This window comes from Mycobacterium sp. 48b (assembly GCF_048282725.1).
GTDB lineage: Bacteria > Actinomycetota > Actinomycetes > Mycobacteriales > Mycobacteriaceae > Mycobacterium.
The window spans coordinates 4,529,638-4,546,700 of sequence record NZ_JBLVUL010000001.1 but is presented as its reverse complement, the minus strand read 5'-3'; the positions used below and the strand labels follow the sequence as shown (position 1 = coordinate 4,546,700).

Annotated in this window: 13 protein-coding genes; 7 read left to right on the top strand and 6 right to left on the bottom strand. The window is 67.1% G+C overall.

Going from position 1 to position 17,063, the window contains the following annotated elements:
• Window positions 1-16: 16 nt before the first annotated feature.
• On the top strand, window positions 17-1,744 hold the full coding sequence (locus ACNQR1_RS22270; RefSeq protein ID WP_418047882.1) for a tyrosinase family protein: 1,728 nt from the start codon (window positions 17-19) through the stop codon (window positions 1,742-1,744).
• Between the two features lie 11 nt (window positions 1,745-1,755).
• On the top strand, window positions 1,756-2,568 hold the full coding sequence (locus ACNQR1_RS22265) for a DUF2182 domain-containing protein (protein WP_418047881.1): 813 nt from the start codon (window positions 1,756-1,758) through the stop codon (window positions 2,566-2,568).
• On the opposite strand, the gene ACNQR1_RS22260 is transcribed toward ACNQR1_RS22265, so the two are convergent.
• Entirely contained in the window at window positions 2,537-3,703 is a 1,167-nt protein-coding gene (locus ACNQR1_RS22260) for an MFS transporter (RefSeq protein WP_418047880.1), read from the bottom strand. The genes ACNQR1_RS22265 and ACNQR1_RS22260 overlap by 32 nt on opposite strands.
• Before the next feature lie 116 nt (window positions 3,704-3,819).
• Between ACNQR1_RS22260 and ACNQR1_RS22255 the strand changes: the two genes are divergently transcribed.
• Window positions 3,820-4,248: a winged helix-turn-helix transcriptional regulator gene (locus ACNQR1_RS22255; protein ID WP_418047879.1), complete on the top strand. Its 429-nt coding sequence runs from the start codon at window positions 3,820-3,822 to the stop codon at window positions 4,246-4,248.
• On the opposite strand, the gene treZ is transcribed toward ACNQR1_RS22255, so the two are convergent.
• Genes treZ through ACNQR1_RS22235 form a run of 4 tightly spaced genes read right to left on the bottom strand, consistent with a single transcriptional unit; the run spans window position 4,242 to window position 12,581 of the window.
• Complete coding sequence (gene treZ, locus ACNQR1_RS22250) at window positions 4,242-5,975, bottom strand: malto-oligosyltrehalose trehalohydrolase (RefSeq protein WP_418047878.1); 1,734 nt, start codon at window positions 5,973-5,975, stop codon at window positions 4,242-4,244. The genes ACNQR1_RS22255 and treZ overlap by 7 nt on opposite strands.
• Window positions 5,968-8,235, bottom strand: a complete 2,268-nt coding sequence (treY, locus tag ACNQR1_RS22245; protein WP_418047877.1) for a malto-oligosyltrehalose synthase — start codon at window positions 8,233-8,235, stop codon at window positions 5,968-5,970. The genes treZ and treY overlap by 8 nt, the downstream gene beginning before the upstream one ends.
• Before the next feature lies 1 nt (window position 8,236).
• Window positions 8,237-10,405, bottom strand: coding sequence for a glycogen debranching protein GlgX (gene glgX / locus ACNQR1_RS22240; RefSeq protein WP_418047876.1), 2,169 nt, complete (start codon window positions 10,403-10,405; stop codon window positions 8,237-8,239).
• 4 nt (window positions 10,406-10,409) lie between these two features.
• Window positions 10,410-12,581 carry an acyltransferase family protein gene (locus tag ACNQR1_RS22235; RefSeq protein ID WP_418047875.1) on the bottom strand — a complete coding sequence of 724 codons (2,172 nt, stop codon included), beginning with the start codon at window positions 12,579-12,581 and terminating at the stop codon, window positions 10,410-10,412.
• A gap of 91 nt (window positions 12,582-12,672) precedes the next feature.
• Between ACNQR1_RS22235 and ACNQR1_RS22230 the strand changes: the two genes are divergently transcribed.
• From ACNQR1_RS22230 to ACNQR1_RS22215, 4 genes are read left to right on the top strand one after another with little or no spacing between them, the layout of a single operon-like run.
• On the top strand, window positions 12,673-13,971 hold the full coding sequence (locus tag ACNQR1_RS22230; protein WP_418047874.1) for an adenosylmethionine--8-amino-7-oxononanoate transaminase: 1,299 nt from the start codon (window positions 12,673-12,675) through the stop codon (window positions 13,969-13,971).
• Window positions 13,972-14,009: 38 nt separating this feature from the next.
• On the top strand, window positions 14,010-15,158 hold the full coding sequence (locus ACNQR1_RS22225) for an 8-amino-7-oxononanoate synthase (protein ID WP_418047873.1): 1,149 nt from the start codon (window positions 14,010-14,012) through the stop codon (window positions 15,156-15,158).
• On the top strand, window positions 15,155-15,832 hold the full coding sequence (bioD, locus tag ACNQR1_RS22220; RefSeq protein WP_418047872.1) for a dethiobiotin synthase: 678 nt from the start codon (window positions 15,155-15,157) through the stop codon (window positions 15,830-15,832). The genes ACNQR1_RS22225 and bioD overlap by 4 nt, the downstream gene beginning before the upstream one ends.
• A 1-nt stretch (window position 15,833) precedes the next feature.
• On the top strand, window positions 15,834-16,343 hold the full coding sequence (locus ACNQR1_RS22215) for a 2'-5' RNA ligase family protein (protein WP_418047871.1): 510 nt from the start codon (window positions 15,834-15,836) through the stop codon (window positions 16,341-16,343).
• A gap of 88 nt (window positions 16,344-16,431) precedes the next feature.
• Here the strand turns inward: ACNQR1_RS22215 and ACNQR1_RS22210 are convergent, their stop codons facing one another.
• Window positions 16,432-17,049 carry a TetR family transcriptional regulator gene (locus ACNQR1_RS22210; protein WP_418047870.1) on the bottom strand — a complete coding sequence of 206 codons (618 nt, stop codon included), beginning with the start codon at window positions 17,047-17,049 and terminating at the stop codon, window positions 16,432-16,434.
• Between the last annotated feature and the right edge of the window lie 14 nt (window positions 17,050-17,063).

Here is a 17,063-nt window from a genome sequence, read left to right as displayed (position 1 = left end):
CGTCAAGGAGCCCGCCATGGCGAAATACCTCATCAATTCCGGTGACACCCTCGGTGCCATCGCAACTCGGCTCGGGGTGGGTCTGGCCGGCCTTGAGTCGGCGAACCCGCACATCACCGATCCGCACCGGATCTTCCCGGGCCAGATCATCACGGTGCCGGGCACCTCACCGGTACCCGGACCCGAATACGTCGTGCAATCCGGTGACACCCTGACCCACATCGCGGCGAGATTCGGGGTGAGCCTGGCCGATCTTGAGACCGCCAATCCCCAGATCGCCGACGTGAACCGGATCTTCACGGGTCAGATCATTACGGTCGCGGAGGCCGCCACGCGGGTCCGGCACGATATCTGGACACTCGACCAGATCGATCATTGGCACCCCGCCATCTACGCGTATGCCCGCGGCGTGCAGGTACTGATCGACCGGACCGACGTGGATCAGCTGGACCCGATCGGTTGGCAGTATCAGTCCGACATTCACGGCACCACAGTGAATCCCGACAACTTCCGCAACCAGTGCCAGCATTTCTGCTGGTTCTTCCTGCCCTGGCACCGGATGTATCTGCAGTGGTTCGAGCGGATCATCAGATCTGCCATCGCAGACCTCGACGATGTCGACGAGCAGACGAAGGCGACCTGGGCCCTGCCCTACTGGAATTACAGCAGCGACGATCCTGCCCACCGGCGGTTGCCGCAGGCCTTTCTCGACACCACCCTGCCGGACGGCGTGACGCCGAACCCGCTGTGGGTGCCCGGGCGCAATCTCAACGACGGGTCGTCACTGCCCGCCTCCGATGTCGACCTGTCGAGCGCTCTGGCGCCGGTCGATTTCGCCGGGATCGGCGGGTTTGCCGGTGGCCGTACCGGATTCAGCCACGGCGGTGAAGATCCAGGCTCGGCGATGGGACCGCTGGAAGGGACTCCTCACGGCGCGGTCCATGTGGGTGTGGGGGGTCTGATGGGATCGTTCAACTCCGCCGCGCTGGACCCGATCTTCTGGCTGCACCATGCCAACATCGATCGGATCTGGGAGATCTGGCGGACGATGCCCGACCGTTCGAACACCACGGAGGCGGCCTGGCTGACCGGCGTGACGTTCCATTTCCACGACGAGAACCGCGCGGCGCTCACCGAGACGGTGCAAGAGGTGCTCGACACCACGGCCCAGCTCAGCTACCGCTATGAGGACATCACGGCTCCTGTCGCACTGGAGGCTCTCATGCCAACCGAACCCGCACCGGAGAACCCACCGGAACTCGTCGGGGCATCGGACGACGCCGTCGCCCTCGCGGGCGAGACCACCAATGTCAGCTTCGGCATCGCGCCCCCGATCGGCCCGCTGGCCGAGGAGGCGACACCGGCATCCCGTGCCTTCCTCCGCATCGAGGACGTGACGTCACCGGCGCCGGTCGGTGTGACCTACAAGGTGTATCTCAATGTCGGTGGCGGTGAACCCGCCGTCGATGACGACCATTTCGTCGGCGTCGCGGCCTTTTTCGGGATCGAGGAAACGAGCAACCCCGACAACGAGCACGGCGGGATGCGTCTCGCGTTCGACATCACCGGCCTGTACCGGCGATTCAGTGCCGAAGGCCGTTGGAGCGATCAGGTCAGCGTCACCTTCGTTCCGCAGTATGTGGAACCGCCGGAACATCCGATCCAGCTGCCGGGTGCGCAGGCTTCACCGCCGCAGGAGTCCGGGAATGCACGAGTCGGTCGGGTGAGCGTCTTCCTGCAATGACTCTCACCGCAGTGACGAGCCGGACGACCCGGCCATCGGCGTGGCGGCGATTGCGGTGGGGACATCCGGAGCTGTCCCTGCTGGCCGTCTCGGTGGCCGCCTGGCTCGCGGTCGTCATCCTGCACCTGACGATGCCGTCTCACGGCGGAGCCGCACACTGTTCGATGGTGCCGCAGGGCGCGGGCCACCATCACGGCACGACGCGGGTCGATGTCGTCGCGGAACATTGCGTCGGGATACTCTCTGGTGCAAGGGAATTCCCTGAGTCAATGGCACTGTGGGTGGGTATGGCAGCGGCGATGATGCTGCCGACGGCACTGCCGGTTGCCCGGTCGATCGCTCTGAACGGCAGATGGAATCGCCGCCACCGTGGCCAGGGGTTGTTCGCAGTGGGCTATCTCGCGGTGTGGTCGGTGTTCGGGGCTGTCGTGCTGGCCGCCTCCTGGTTGGCCGGACCGGGAACCGCAGATGCCCTGCTCGTTTCGGCGCTCTTGGCGACGGCGGCGGCCTGGGAACTGACCCGCAGGAAGCGGTTCTTCCTGCGGGCGTGTCACCGGGTTCGGGCGTTGCCCGCGGACGGATGGCGAGCGGACCGGGCCTGCGTGGGGGAGGGCGTGCGGAACGGATTGCAGTGCACCGGCGCCTGCGGGCCGATGATGCTGGCGATGGCGCTGGCCCCGCACGCGTTGTGGCTCATGGTGGTTCTGTTCGGAGTGGTCGTGGGGGAGAAGTGGGTGACCAGGGGCGTGGACCATCTTCGCCTGTTCGCCGCGGTGCTGGCAGTGGTCGCCGTCATCGTGGCGTTTGGTGCGCCGCTCGGCTGACCGTCCAGACGACGAGCGCACAGGCCGCGAACGCAGCGCCGAGGATGCTGGAGCCGGTCCACCCCGCGACGGCGTAGATCGCGGTCGTGGTGGTTGCCCCGAGGCCCGAGCCGAGCGAATAGAAGAACATGTAGCCCCCGATGACGCTGCTGGTGCGATGCGGGTGGGCGGTGGTGAGCAGGTGCTGGTTGCTGACGTGCACTGCCTGCACGGCGAAGTCGAGGACGATCACACCCACGACGATCAGTGCCAGCGACCATGATGCGTGTCCGATGGCCAGCCATGACGCGGTGAGGAGTGCGAGTGCCCCGCCGGTGACGGCGCTCGCGAGTCCGGAGTCGGCCAAGCGTCCTGCCCGGGCCGCACCGAGCGCGCCGGCCAGTCCTGCGATTCCGAAGAGGCCGATCTGTGCCGTGCTCAGGTGCCACGGAGCCGCGGTGAGCGGCAGCGCCAGACCGCTCCACAGCGTGCCGAACGACGCGAACAGGAAGAAGGCGATGAGCCCGCGCGAGACGAAGAGACGTTCGCGGAACAGCCGGGCCAGCGAGGCCAGCACGTCGAGGTATTCCACCGGTTGCCGTCGTGGGTCGGGTGGCAGGAGTTTCGGGATCAGGCATGCCAGCGCAACCAGCAGTACCGCCAACCCGGCATAGACGCTGCGCCACCCCCACACCGCGGCGAGTGCGCCCGCCGCGACCCGTGAACCGAGGATGCCGACGACGACTCCGGAGGTCACCACACCGAGGGTGCGGCCGCGGTCCTCGACGGTGGACAGCGCCGCCGCGTAGGCAACCGTGGTCTGTACGACGACCGCGAACAACCCCGCGACCGCCAATCCGGCCAGCAGCAGCCAGGTTTGGGTGGCCGCCGCTGCCAGTGCCACGCCGACCGCGGCCAGGAGCAGATGCCCACTGATGAGCCGGCGGCGGTCGACGATGTCGCCGAATGGGACGAGGACCACCAGCCCGACCAGATAACCGAGTTGCCCGGCCGTGACGATCCATCCCAGATCGGCCTCCGGCATGCCCAGGTCGCGGCCGATCCCGGCGAGGACAGGCTGTGCCGCGTAGATCGTCGCGACGGCGACTGCGCACACGGTGCCGAAGAACATCCGCAGGCCGAAGGTCAGTTCCATGCACACCCCTTCAATTGGTTGCAGATTGCAACTTATTGGAGGCTACGGCAGAATGGTTTCATTCAGCAACTCTTCATGGGGGTGTGATGGCCGAGTCCGTGCCGCATGGCGATGACGTGACCTGGACCGATGCCACCTGTCCGGTGGCGCGCACTCTCGACCTGGTCGGGGATCGCTGGAGTCTGCTCATCGTGCGCGATGCGATGGACGGCGCACGGGCATTCACCGACTTTCAGCAGCGCACCGGCATCGCGCGCAACATCCTCACCGACCGGCTGCGCCGACTCGTCGAGCGCGGCATCCTCGACCGGGAGGTGGCCGCATCGGGCCGGCGGCAGGTGTACACGCTCACCCGGGCGGGCCGTGACCTCTTCACGGTCGTGGTCGCGTTGCGCCAGTGGGGCGAGCGGCACGCCTTCGAGCCCGACGAGGCGCGCTCCGTGCTCGTCGACCAGCGGGGTCTAGCGCTCGCGGAGTTGCGTCCCACGGACTCGCGCGGGGCCGCGGTGGATCTGGACGGCACCGCCGTGCGCAAGGACTACTGAAGGCGCTCGGTGCGCAGAATGGCGAAGGAGTGGCCGGTCAATACCGTAGCGGCGGAACCGATGTCGGGTTCTTCCCAGGCTGCCACGAGTTCGCCTGTCACCGGCACCGACACCGCGTCGGAGCCGAGGTTGCAGACGATGGACAGCGCACCGCGGTGCAGGACGATCCAGCGCTGCTGCTCGTCGAATTCGATCGACATGTGATCCAGCCACGGATCGGCGAGGTCGGGCTCGGTGCGCCGCAACGCGATCAGCTCCCGATACGTCCTGTGCAGCCGATCATGATCCCCGTCGGCGACCTCGCTCCAGTTCAGTTTGGACCGCAGGAATGTCTGCGGGTCCTGGGGATCCGGGATCTCGTCGGCATCCCAGCCGTGCTCGGCGAATTCGGCCTTGCGGCCCTCGGCGGTGGCGCGGGCCAGTTCCGGCTCGGGATGCGAGCTGAAGAATTGGAACGGCGAGGAGGATCCCCACTCTTCACCCATGAAAAGCATTGCCGTATACGGTGTGCCGAGTGCGAGCACCGCCTTGACGGCCAGCTGGCCGAAAGTCAGTAGCTGTGACGGCCGGTCGCCGACGGCGCGGTTGCCGACCTGGTCGTGGGTGAGGGTGTAGGCCAGCAGTCGGGTACCCGGAATGGTGGCGGTGTCCAACGGACGGCCGTGCCTGCGATGGCGGAACGACGAATAGGTGCCCGCGTGGAAGTATCCGTGCTTCAGCGTCTGCGCCAAGGCGGCCAGCGACCCGAAATCGGCGTAGTAGCCCTGCCTCTCACCCGACACCGCCGTATGGATGGCGTGGTGGACGTCGTCGTCCCACTGTGCGGTCAGGCCGTAGCCGCCACGGTCGCGCGGGGTGATCAGCCGCGGGTCGTTGAGGTCGCTCTCGGCGATCAGCGACAGCGGTCGGCCGAGTTCTTCGGCCAGGGCGTCGGTCTCGGTCGCCAGTTCCTCCAGCAGGTGGATTGCGGTGGTGTCCACCAGCGCATGCACCGCGTCCAGCCGCAGACCGTCGGCGTGGAAGTCGCGCATCCAGCGCAGCGCGCAGTCGATGATGTAGCCGCGGACCTCGTCGGCGTCGGCATCGGACAGATTGACCGAACTGCCCCACGGATTGCTGCCGGTGGACAGATACGGACCGAACCGCGGAAGGTAGTTGCCCGACGGACCGAGGTGGTTGAACACCGCGTCGATCAGCACGCCGAGTCCGCGTGCGTGGCAGGCGTCGATGAGCCGGATCAGGCCGTCCGGTCCGCCGTAGGGCTCGTGCACCGCGTACCAGAGCACTCCGTCATAACCCCAGCCATGGACGCCGTTGAAGGCGTTCACCGGCATCAACTCGACGAAGTCCACGCCGAGATCCACCAGATGGTCCAGCTTCTCGATGGCGGCATCGAACGTGCCCTCGGGGGTGAAGGTCCCGGTGTGAAGTTCGTAGATCACCCGGCCGCAGATGGACCGGCCCTTCCACCCGGCGTCGGTCCACACCTCCGGCGCGGGCTCCCACAGCTGTGAGCGCGCGTGTACACCGTCGGGCTGGCGGGCCGAGCGAGGGTCGGGAAGGACGGTCGTGTCGTCGTCGAGGACGAACCCGTACCGGGCGTCGGGGCGGCAGCCGACCTCGGCCCGCCACCAGCCGTCAGCGGCGCGCGTCATCTCGTGCAGTGTGCCGTCCACGTCGACCCGCACGCGGTCGGGTTTGGGTGCCCATACCGTGAATTCAGTCATCGGTGCGCTCCAACAAGGCCACCGGCGAATCGGCGAGCAAGTCGGTCAGCGGCACCAGGCCGGTCCAGCTCCGCCCATTGAGCCGGTCTGTCCACCGGCCGTCGGGCAATGGCAATGCCGTATCGGCCCAGCCGGTTTCGGCCAGAGCCACGGTCCACCGGCACGCGGCCACCAAGACATCCTGGCCGCGCAGAAACGACACCAGGTGTGCCGCGTTGCCACCGATGGCGGGCAGCGGCGTGTAGCCGCCTGCCAGGAAGGTCGCCGGCCGGTCACGGCGCAGGGTGAGCGCGGCGGTGGTCACCCGCAGTTTGTCATCGCCTCCGCGCTCCAACGCATCGCGCAGTGCCGCGTAGTCGATCGGGCGGCGATTGTCCGGATCGACCAGACTGTCCTCCGTCGTCTCGGTGCCCTGGTAGACATCGGGAATGCCGGGAACGGTCAGCTGGATGAGTTTCTGACCCAGGCTGTCGTTTCGGGCGTGCACCTCGAGCCGGCCCACCAAGGCCGTCAGTTCGCCTGCGACCGGCCCATCGAGGACCCGGTCGAGCCAGCCGTGCATTTCGTTCTCGAAGTCCACGCATGGGTCATGCCAGGACGTTCGGGTGGCGGCTTCCCTCGAGGCCTTCTCGGCGTAGGCGTGCAACCGGGCGCGAAGATCGTCTGTCACGGTGCCGTCCACCGGCCAGACGCCGAAAATGTTCTGCCACAGGAACAGTGCGGTGTCCCGGTCCGGGGGATTGGACGATGCCGACCACCGTTGGACCGAATCGGCCCAGGTCTGCGGCACCTGGGACAGCAGCCCGATGCGGGCGCGGACGTCCTCTCCGCGCTTGGTGTCATGGGTCGACAACGTGGTCATCGTCTTCGGCCAGGCCCGCATCCGCGTCGTCGTCCGCTGGTGGAACTCGGCAGTGGACACCCCGAACAACTCGGGTGCCCCGCCGACCTCGTTGAGCGACACCAGTCGGGCGTCGCGGTAGAACAGGCAATCCTCGACAGCCTTGGCCGTCGCAGCCCCGCACAGTTGGTTGAACCGGGCCACCACCTCGTCGCTGGAGGACAGTGCCGTCGCGATGATGGACAGCGCATCGGTGAGTTCTGGTGCGGCGCAGGCCGTCTCCCGTAGGGCTACCGGCAGGATCGCGCCGAGCGCCGGATAGTCACTGCGGTACACGCCGATCCGGCTGATCAGGGAGGCCACGGCCGTGGGCAGCAGGCGGTCCGGCTGATTCGTCACCGCCGTGATGGCCCGGCACAGCCGACTCAATTCGCTGGCCAGGGTGTCGGTGACCGCCGCGGCCTTGAGTGTGCGTTCGGCGGCGGGCTCCGGGCGCCCGCTCACCGCGGTGAGTGTGGCCTCCCCGGGCGGGGCGATGAACAACCCACCCACCTCGCGGAGCGCGTCGTAGCCGGTGGTGCCGTCGACGGGCAATGACGCATCGAGACTCTCGTCGACGGCCAGGATCTTCTCGACCACGATCCAGGCATCGGGGCCGGTGAGTTCGCGCAGCCGCCTCAGATAGCCTGCGGGGTTGGACAATCCGTCCGGATGATCGATACGCAGACCGTCCACCAGACCCTCGTCGAACCAGCGCTTGATCTCGACGTGGCTCGCGTCGAAGACGGCTCGGTCCTCCTGGCGCAGCGCCGCCAGGGAAGTGATCGAGAAGAAGCGACGGTAGCCGCAGACCCCTGTGCGCCAACCCGTCAGCCGGTAGTGCTGGCGGTCATGGACCTCCCTGCCGGTACCCGAGCCCGTTCCCGGTGCCACCGGGAACACCAGGTCGCCAAGTCGCAGCACATCGCCGTCGAGCACCAGATCCGCGACATCGCCGTCGGAACCCAGGACCGGCAACACGATCCGTCCGCCGTCGAGATCCCAGTCGATGTCGAAATAGTCGGCATAGGCCGAACCCCGGCCGTACCGCAGCAGATCCCACCACCACGGGTTCTGCTCGGGGTGGGCGACGCCGACGTGGTTGGGCACGATATCGACGATCAGGCCGATGTTTCGCTCACGGGCAGCCATGGACAGCCGCCGGAGACCGTCCGGGCCGCCGAGGGCGGCCGAAACCGTGGTGGGATCGGTGACGTCGTATCCGTGGGTGGATCCCTGCGCGGCGGTCAGGATCGGCGACAGATACAGATGCGAGATTCCCAGCCGGTCGAGATAGTCGAGCAGATTCACCGCATCGTCGAATGTGCAGCAGTCCGCACGCATCTGGAGCCGATAGGTGGACAGGACCGGGCTGGGCATGTCAGGCCGTCTTGCGCAGCACGAGCAGTGAGCGGGCTTGCAGCGAGATCTTCTCGCCCGCGGCCACGACCAGGTCGGAATCGCCTGTCGGACTGGCGGTATCGAGATCGCCCGTCCATTCGGCGGCGTAGTCGCCGTTCGGGGTGACGAAATCCTGCTCGTGGTCGTTGGCGTTGAAGCACAACAGGAACGTGTCGTCGACGACACGTTCACCGCGGGCATTGGGGGCAGGGATCGATTCCCCGTTGAGGAACACCGCGACACAGGTGCCCAGGCCGGTGCCCCAGTCCTCGGGGGTCATCTCGGATCCCGCCGGGGTGAGCCACGCGATGTCGCGGACCTGGTCGCCGCTGCGGATCGGCTTGCCCTCGAAGAACCGGCGGCGCCGGAATGCGGGATGGCGCTTGCGGAATGCCAGCACCTTGCGGGTGAACTCCAGGTGGTCGGCGTTGGTTTCCAGCCGTGACCAGTCCATCCAGGACAGCTCTGAATCCTGGCAATACACGTTGTTGTTGCCCGACTGGGTCCGCCCGATCTCGTCGCCGTGGGCGATCATCGGGGTGCCCTGGGACAGCAGCAGGGTCCCCATGATGTTGCGCATCTGCTTGGCGCGCAGGGCCACGATCTCGGGATCGTCGGTCGGCCCCTCGACACCGCAGTTCCACGAGCGGTTGTGGCTCTCGCCGTCGCGGTTGTCCTCACCGTTGGCCTCGTTGTGCTTCTCGTTGTAGGACACCAGGTCGTTGAGGGTGAATCCATCGTGGCAGGTGACGAAGTTGATGCTGGCGCCGGGCCGTCGACCGGTGGCTTCGTACAGATCCGAGGAGCCCGTGAGCCGTGACGCGAATTCTCCGAGCGTCGAGGGTTCTCCGCGCCAGTAGTCGCGCACCGTGTCGCGGTACTTGCCGTTCCACTCGGTCCACAGACCGGGGAAGTTGCCGACCTGGTAGCCACCCTCGCCGACGTCCCACGGTTCGGCGATCAGTTTCACCTGGCTGACCACCGGGTCCTGCTGGACCAGATCGAAGAACGCCGAAAGCCGGTCCACGTCATAGAATTCGCGGGCCAGCGTGGAGGCCAGGTCGAACCGGAACCCGTCGACGTGCATCTCCAGGACCCAGTACCGCAGTGAGTCCATGATCAGTTGCAGCGTGTGCGGGTGCCGGGCATTGAGGCTGTTGCCGGTCCCGGTGAAATCCTTGTAGTACTCGTGCTGCCCGTCGAGCAGGCGGTAGTAGGCGGCGTTGTCGATGCCGCGGAAATTGATGGTGGGCCCGAGGTGGTTTCCCTCGGCGGTGTGGTTGTAGACCACGTCGAGGATGACCTCGATCCCGGCGTCGTGGAACGCCTTGACCATGGTCTTGAACTCGGCGACCGCGCCGCCGGCGTGCCGGGTGGCCGCATATTGGAAGTGCGGGGCGAAGAAACCGACTGTGTTGTAGCCCCAGTAGTTTCGCAGCCCCAGGTCCAGCAGGCGGTGGTCGTGCATGAACTGGTGCACGGGCATCAGTTCGATCGCGGTGACGTTCAGCGACTGGAGGTACTCGATGACCACCGGGTGGCTCAAGCCCGCGTAAGTGCCCCGGAGTTCCTCCGGGATACCCGGGTGGGTCTGGGTCATTCCCTTGACGTGCGCCTCGTAGATCACCGTGTCGTGATACGGGGTCTTGGGTGCGCGGTCCGAACCCCACTGGAAGAACGGATTGATCACCACACTGGTCATGGTGTGTCCCAGGGAGTCGACCTGGGGCGGGGTCCCGGTTCCGGGTGGCTCAGCCGTCAGGTCGTAGGAGAACAGGGCCTGGCTGAAATCGAAGTCGCCGTGGAACGACTTGCCGTAGGGATCCAGCAGCAGCTTGCTGGGGTCGCACCGATGTCCGGCGCCGGGATCCCACGGGCCGTACACCCGGTACCCGTACCGCTGCCCCGGGGTGACGGTCGGCAGGTAGGCGTGCCAGACGTAACCGTCGACCTCTTCGAGGTTGATCCGGTGCTCGGTACCGTCCTTGGCGATCAGGCACAGCTCGACGCGTTCGGCCACTTCCGAGAACAGCGAGAAGTTGGTGCCCGCACCGTCATAGGTGGCGCCGAGCGGGTAGGCCTCGCCGGGCCAGACGGTCGACATCGGTGTGGGTGGGGGAGATGACGGCACGGGAGACGACGGTGGCATGGGTTCACCACCAACCGGTGGCCGCCGCCATCTGGCGGCCCAGTTCACCTGTCATCGTGCGCATGTACGTCGTGGAGATGTGGTGGGAATCGTGATACATCAAGACATTTCCCTCCACCACGCGGCAATAGTCCTTACGGCACACCGCATCGCTCATGTCGAGTGGCTTGAGCAGAGGAAACCTTCCGACGAAATCCAGCGTGGGGTTGTGGTCGGAGAGTACCTTGGACCGCTCGATGCCGCACGAGATGGAGTCGCCGCCGTTGGCCAGACAGTCGTAGGGGAAGTACGGCTGGCCATTTCGGGTCAGCCACGGTGTGTCGCGCATCGCGAGAACCGGAATGTTGTTCTTGGACAGGGTGTCCCAGATGCCGATGTAGGTGCCGGGCATGACATCGCCGTCTTTGATGTTCCACGGTCGGGTCGAAGTGGTGAACACGAATTCGGGGCGGTCGGTGATGAGCTGGGCCATCACCTTCTCGTTCCACTCGTGGCATTTCGGATACGGACGATTGTCGCCCATCACCAGTGGCGTCTCCTCCGTGGTGAGAGGACAACCCATCTTCAGGTACGTGACCACTTTGAAGTTGTGCAGGCGACCCAGTAGGTCCAGCGCGGTGATCCAGTGTTCTGCGTGCGACCCGCCCGCCACTGCGATGGTGCGCGTCGCGTTCTTGTCGCCGTAGGTGCAGTTGATGATGTCGGTGTTGCCGAAATCGCTGATGCAGCCGTCGGTCGTGGACGCCGGCAGATCGTCCTTCGCCTCCAGAACCGTGGGGCGCATGGGCAGTTTGGGGACCCGGGCATGGTCGATCAGTGCGCGTGCTCCCGGATAGTCGCGGGCCGACAGCCCGGACAGTTCCTTGCCGTTGGCGCGTTGCACCGTGACATGCTCACGCCAGGTGAACGAGGTGGCCGTCAACGCGACACCGAGCAGGCCGACGATGGAGCCCAGCACGATGGTCGGCCGGCGGAGACGGACCCGCAGCGGAACGGCAGACGCCGTGGCCGTGGAGGCCTTGGCCTTCTGCGAGCGCAGAGGCTCCTCGATGTAGCGGGTGGTGAGCCAGGCCAGCACGCCGGACACGAGCAGCACGACCGTGCCCTCGAGGAAGTTGGCGTGGGCGTGGCCCGAGTGCGACAGCCAGAAGATCAGCAACGGCCAGTGCCACAGATAGAGCGAGTAGGCCATAGAGCCGAGCGACACGAATGGTTTGGTCGCCAGCATCCGGTTGGGCGCGGGCAACCGCTGGCCCGCGCTCGGATCGTCGCTCCGATTGGCGGCGGTCAGAATGAAGATGACGGTGGCGCCGACCGGAACCAAGGTCCATGGCCCGGGAAATTCCTTGACCCCGTCGATCCACCAGCCACACGACAGGATCGCGGCCAGCGAGACGGTCGCCAGGACGGTGCGCAGCCACATCGGCCAGCGCACCGCCGGGACCAAGGCCCCGGCAAGAGCGCCGACCAGCAGCTCCCAGCCGCGGGCAAAGCTGTTGTAGTAGGCGGTGGCCTGGTCGTTGTTGTGGGCGATGATCGCGTACACGAACGACGCGATGGTCAGCGCGCCCAGTAAAACGATGAAGGCGGTTCGCAGGTGGCGGCCGAACAGCCGGCGCCCGAGGAAAGCGAACCCGAAGACCAGCAGCAGGAACGCCAGATAGAACTGCCCCTGGACCGACATCGACCAGATGTGCTGCAGCGGGCTGACCGCCTCACCGGCGCGAAGGTAGTCCGCGGCCGTGTTGGCCAGTTCCCAGTTCTGGTAATAGCCCAGGCTCGCCAGGCTTTGGTCAGCAAACGTTTCCCAGCGCGTCTCGGGCTGCACCAGGATGGTCAGCACGGCGGCTGCGGCAAGCACGACAACCAGCGCGGGAAGCAGACGTCGAATCAGCCGGACCACTTCCGGAAGCGGCCAGAGCGGCGCTTCCGGGTTGAGTGCGATCCGAAGCATCTTGCCGCCGAAGAAGAATCCCGACAGCGCCAGGAAAACGTCGACACCACCGGAAACCCGGCCGAACCAGATGTGGAACATCGCCACGAGGGCGATGGCGATACCGCGCAGCCCATCCAGATCATGCCGGTAGAAACCCGATGCACGGGTACCCATGACTGCGCGTGGAACGGAACCGGATTCGGTGCCGGGCTCCGTCCGGGGGGCGTCAAGGGTTTTCATGGTCGAGGCCAATTTACCTAACATCGGCCTGCCGCTCACATTTCGGATGCGTGCGTCACAGTCTGTGAGCAAAGGGCTAGGCTGCCCGACTGTGGCTGAGCTGACCCCAGCGCAGATCAATGCCATCGACGCGGCCCACATCTGGCATCCGTACAGTGCCATGGGCTCGGCGGCGCTTCCACCAGTGGTGGCGGTCGGTGCCAAAGGCGCGTGGCTGACTGTGATCGACCCTTCCGACGGCGCACCGATCGAGGTGATCGATGCGATGGCGTCCTGGTGGACCGCCGTGCACGGACACGGGCACCCGGTACTGGACCGTGCGATCAACGACCAGCTCGCGACCATGAACCACGTCATGTTCGGCGGACTGACCCACGAACCGGCCGCGCGGCTGGCTCAGCTTCTGGTCGAGCTCACCCCCGAGGGTCTGGAGACCGTGTTCTTCAGCGATTCCGGGTCGGTGTCCGTCGAGGTGGCCGTCAAGATGGCGTTGCAGTACTGGCGCAGCCTGGGCAGGGGCTCCAAACACCGCCTCATGACCTGGCGCGGCGGGTACCACGGCGACACGTTCACGCCGATGAGCGTGTGCGATCCGGACGGCGGCATGCACTCGCTGTGGACCGATGTGCTGGTGCCGCAAGTTTTCGCACCGCCTGTGCCCGCCGACTATCAACCTGCCTACAGCGCGGCATTCGAGCGTCAGCTGGCCGAGCATGCCGACGAACTCGCCGCGGTGATCGTCGAACCGGTCGTGCAGGGCGCCGGAGGCATGCGCTTTCACGATCCCCGGTACCTGACCGACCTGCGCGCGATCTGCGATCGCCACGATGTGCTGCTGATCTTCGACGAGATCGCCACCGGATTCGGCCGCACCGGGAAGCTGTTCGCCGCCGAGCACGCCGGAGTCAGCCCGGACATCATGTGCGTGGGCAAGGCGCTGACCGGCGGCTACATCACCCTGGCGGCCACGCTGTGCACCGGACAGATCGCCCGGACGATCAGCGCGGGGGAGCCCGGTGCGCTGATGCACGGACCGACCTTCATGGCCAACGCGCTGGCCTGTGCCGTCGGCGTCGCGGCAGTGGAACTGCTGATCGGCGGCGACTGGCGCGCCCGGGTGACCGAGATCGAGGCGGGACTGCGGGAGGGACTCGAGGCAGCCCGCGCGCTGCCGGGCGTCGCCGATGTCCGGGTGCTCGGTGCCATCGGCGTGATCGAGATGCGCGAGCCGGTGGACATGCGGGTTGCCACCTTGGCGGCGCTGCGTCACGGGGTCTGGCTGCGCCCCTTCGGCAAGTTGATCTACGCCATGCCGCCCTTCATCTGCACTCCGGCGGAGGTGGAACAGATCACCGCGGGCATGGTCGGCGTGGCGCGTGCACTAACCTGAACGGTGTTCAACGGTAGGTCGGCACAGAGGAGCACCACGTGACGCGCACGGATCTTTCACCGCTGGCCTGGCTCGCGGACGTCGAACTGCGGCGCCGGCAGGCCGGACTGCGCCGTGAGCTGCGCACCCGACCCGCGGTGGCCACCGAACTGGACCTGGCCTCCAACGACTATCTGGGGTTGTCGCAGCACCCGGAGGTGCTGGACGGCGGCATCGAGGCGCTGCGGACCTGGGGCGCGGGTGCCGGTGGATCCCGGCTGGTCACCGGCAACACCGAACTGCACGAAGGCTTCGAAACCGCTCTGGCAGCGTTCGTCGGCGCCGAGTCGGCGTTGGTCTTCTCCTCGGGCTACACCGCCAATCTGGGTGCCGTCGTCGCATTGTCCGGCCCCGGCTCGCTGCTGGTCTCCGACGCTCTCACGCACGCATCCCTGGTCGACGCGTGCCGGTTGTCGCGCGCCCGGGTGACCGTCACACCGCACCGCGACGTCGACGCGGTCGACGCCGCACTGTCGGCGCGCACCGAGGAACGCGCGGTGGTCCTGACCGAATCCGTGTTCAGTACCGATGGTGCGTTGGCGCCGTTGCGTGAGCTGCACGCCGTCTGCCGCCGCCACGGCGCGCTGTTGCTCGTCGACGAGGCGCACGGGCTGGGTGTGCGCGGCCCGGGTGGACAAGGTCTGCTCTACGAGACCGGCCTGGCCGGGGCGCCGGACGTGGTCATGACGACGACGCTGTCGAAGGCGCTGGGCAGCCAAGGCGGCGTGGTGCTCGGACCGGAGGCGATCCGGGCCCATCTCATCGACACGGCCCGCCCGTTCATCTTCGACACCGGCCTGGCGCCCGCGGCCGTGGGCGCCGCCTGGGCGGCCCTGCGGGTACTGATCGCCGAACCGCAGCGCGCGCAAGCCGTCCTGGACCATGCCGCCGAACTCGCCCGGATCTCCGGGGGCACCGCCGTGCCGGACTCCGCCGTCGTCTCGGTCATCCTCGGCGAGCCCGAGGTGGCGGTGGCCGCGGCAGCCGCCTGTCTGGACCGTGGCGTGCGGGTGGGGTGCTTCCGTCCGCCGACCGTGCCCGAGGGCACTTCGCGGCTGCGCTTGACCGCACGGGCGTCGCTGACCGCCGACGAGATGGACCTGGCGCGCGAGGTGTTGACCGAGGTGCTGTCGAAGGCCCGGTTGTGAGCACGCTGGTCGTCACGGGTACCGACACCGGCGTCGGGAAGACGGTGACGACCGCTGCGCTGGCGTGCGCGGCCCGCCTGGCCGGCATCGATGTCGCAGTGTGCAAGCCGGTGCAGACCGGAACCGTCGACGGCGACAACGATCTCGGTGAGGTGCACCGGCTGTCCGGGATCGGCAATCTGCACGGCGGATGGCGGTATCCGGAACCGCTGGCGCCGGTATCTGCCGCGCAGCGTGCCGGACTTCCGTTGCCCGCGCGTACCGAGTTGGTGGACGCGGTGCGAGCCGCCGAGGTTCCCGGCGGGCTGACCCTCGTCGAAGGTGCGGGTGGTCTGCTGGTCGAACTGGGGGCTGACGGCGTCACGCTGCGTGATCTGGCTGTTGATCTCTCCGCTACCGTCCTCGTGGTGGTCTCCCCGGGGCTCGGAACGCTCAACCACACCGCGTTGACATTGGAATCACTTGCTGGGCAGGGGATTCCATGTGCCGGTCTGGCGATCGGGGCGTGGCCGGACAAGCCCGGTGTCGCCGAGTCGGGCAACCGGGACGCGCTGGCGCGGTTGGCGCCAGTGCGCGCAGTACTGCCCGCAGGAGTCGGCCGGACGAGCGCCGAGGAATTCGAGAAGATCTGCGCCGACGCCTTCGATCTGAACTGGCTGACCGGCCTGGCTTGAGATGGTCCATTCCGTCGAGCTGGTATTCGATCCGGACACCGAGGACACGGTCCGGCGGATCTGGGATGCACTGCGCGACGCCGACATTCCCAGCCAGGCGCCCGCCAGCAGGCCGCACGCGACGCTGACCGTCGCCCAACACATCGACGCTCAGGCTGACGTCCTGCTCACCGACCTCGTCGACCGGTTCCCGCTGCCGTGCCGGCTGGGAGCGACGCTGATCTTCGGGCGCTCGGCCGGAGTATTGGCGCGGCTACTGGTCCCGACCGACGAACTGCTCGCGGTCCAGGCCGATACGTACCGCCTGTGCCTGCCGTTCATGGACCCGGCCCCGATGCCGCACGCCGAACCGGGGAACTGGACCCCGCATGTGACGTTGGCCCGACGGGTGCCTCCCGCCAGGTTGACCACGGCCGTACGCATTGCCGGACGCCCCGCAGAGATCCTGGGCCAGGTGACGGGGCTACGGCATTGGGACGGCGACAAGCGCCTCGAACACCCGATCGGCTGATCGGCCTTGAGCTGTGGGGCTCACCGGGTGATTTGTGCACGATCTTCCGCGGCAGCCGCGGGAAATCGTGCACAAACCGCTCGAAAGCTCAGCCCTGGCTGAGGTGCGAGATGCCGCGTCCGGAGCTGAGCGTGCTGGCGCCGCGCACCGCCAAGCCGTCGACGAGCAACTGCAGGCCGAAGGCGAATTGCCGCGACGTGTCGTGGCTGAGCACCGACTGCTCATCGGTCAGTGCGCCCGCCGCGTCCCACTGGAGCCGGGATTGTTCGTCGGCGGTGAAGCCCAGCACGTAATAGAGCACCGTGCGGGCGGCCAACTCGTCATCGGGCGACGTCACGCCGGCGTTCCGGGCGGCATCGGCGAGCTGCGCCACGATTTCACCGACGATCTGGGACTGGCCTGCGGCGAAGCTGGAGGAGACCAGCTCGGCTCCGTCGGTGTGCGACAACAGCGCGTCCCGCAACGCCACACAGATCTGGTGGATTCGGCCCGGCCATGCCGCCGCGGTGCCGTCGATGTGTACAGGCTGCAGGATGCGGTCGGCGACGGCGCCGAGCAGTTCCTGTTTGTTGGCGAAGTGCCAGTACAGCGCGCCGGGGCTGACGTTGAGCTCACGAGCCAGGCGTCGCATCGTCAGGTCGGCGATGCCGTAGTTGTCCAGGATGGCCGTCGCCGCATCCACCACGTCGGGTTTGTGGAGTTGCACACCGTTACCCTAGC

Coding starts and splice junctions, on each gene's coding strand:
- ACNQR1_RS22215 (WP_418047871.1), top strand. CDS start 15,834: ATGGTCCATTCCGTCGAGCTGGTATTCGATCCGGACACCGAGGACACG.
- ACNQR1_RS22235 (WP_418047875.1), bottom strand. CDS start 12,581: ATGAAAACCCTTGACGCCCCCCGGACGGAGCCCGGCACCGAATCCGGT.
- ACNQR1_RS22260 (WP_418047880.1), bottom strand. CDS start 3,703: ATGGAACTGACCTTCGGCCTGCGGATGTTCTTCGGCACCGTGTGCGCA.
- treY (WP_418047877.1), bottom strand. CDS start 8,235: ATGCCCAGCCCGGTCCTGTCCACCTATCGGCTCCAGATGCGTGCGGAC.
- treZ (WP_418047878.1), bottom strand. CDS start 5,975: ATGACTGAATTCACGGTATGGGCACCCAAACCCGACCGCGTGCGGGTC.
- glgX (WP_418047876.1), bottom strand. CDS start 10,405: ATGCCACCGTCGTCTCCCGTGCCGTCATCTCCCCCACCCACACCGATG.
- ACNQR1_RS22270 (WP_418047882.1), top strand. CDS start 17: ATGGCGAAATACCTCATCAATTCCGGTGACACCCTCGGTGCCATCGCA.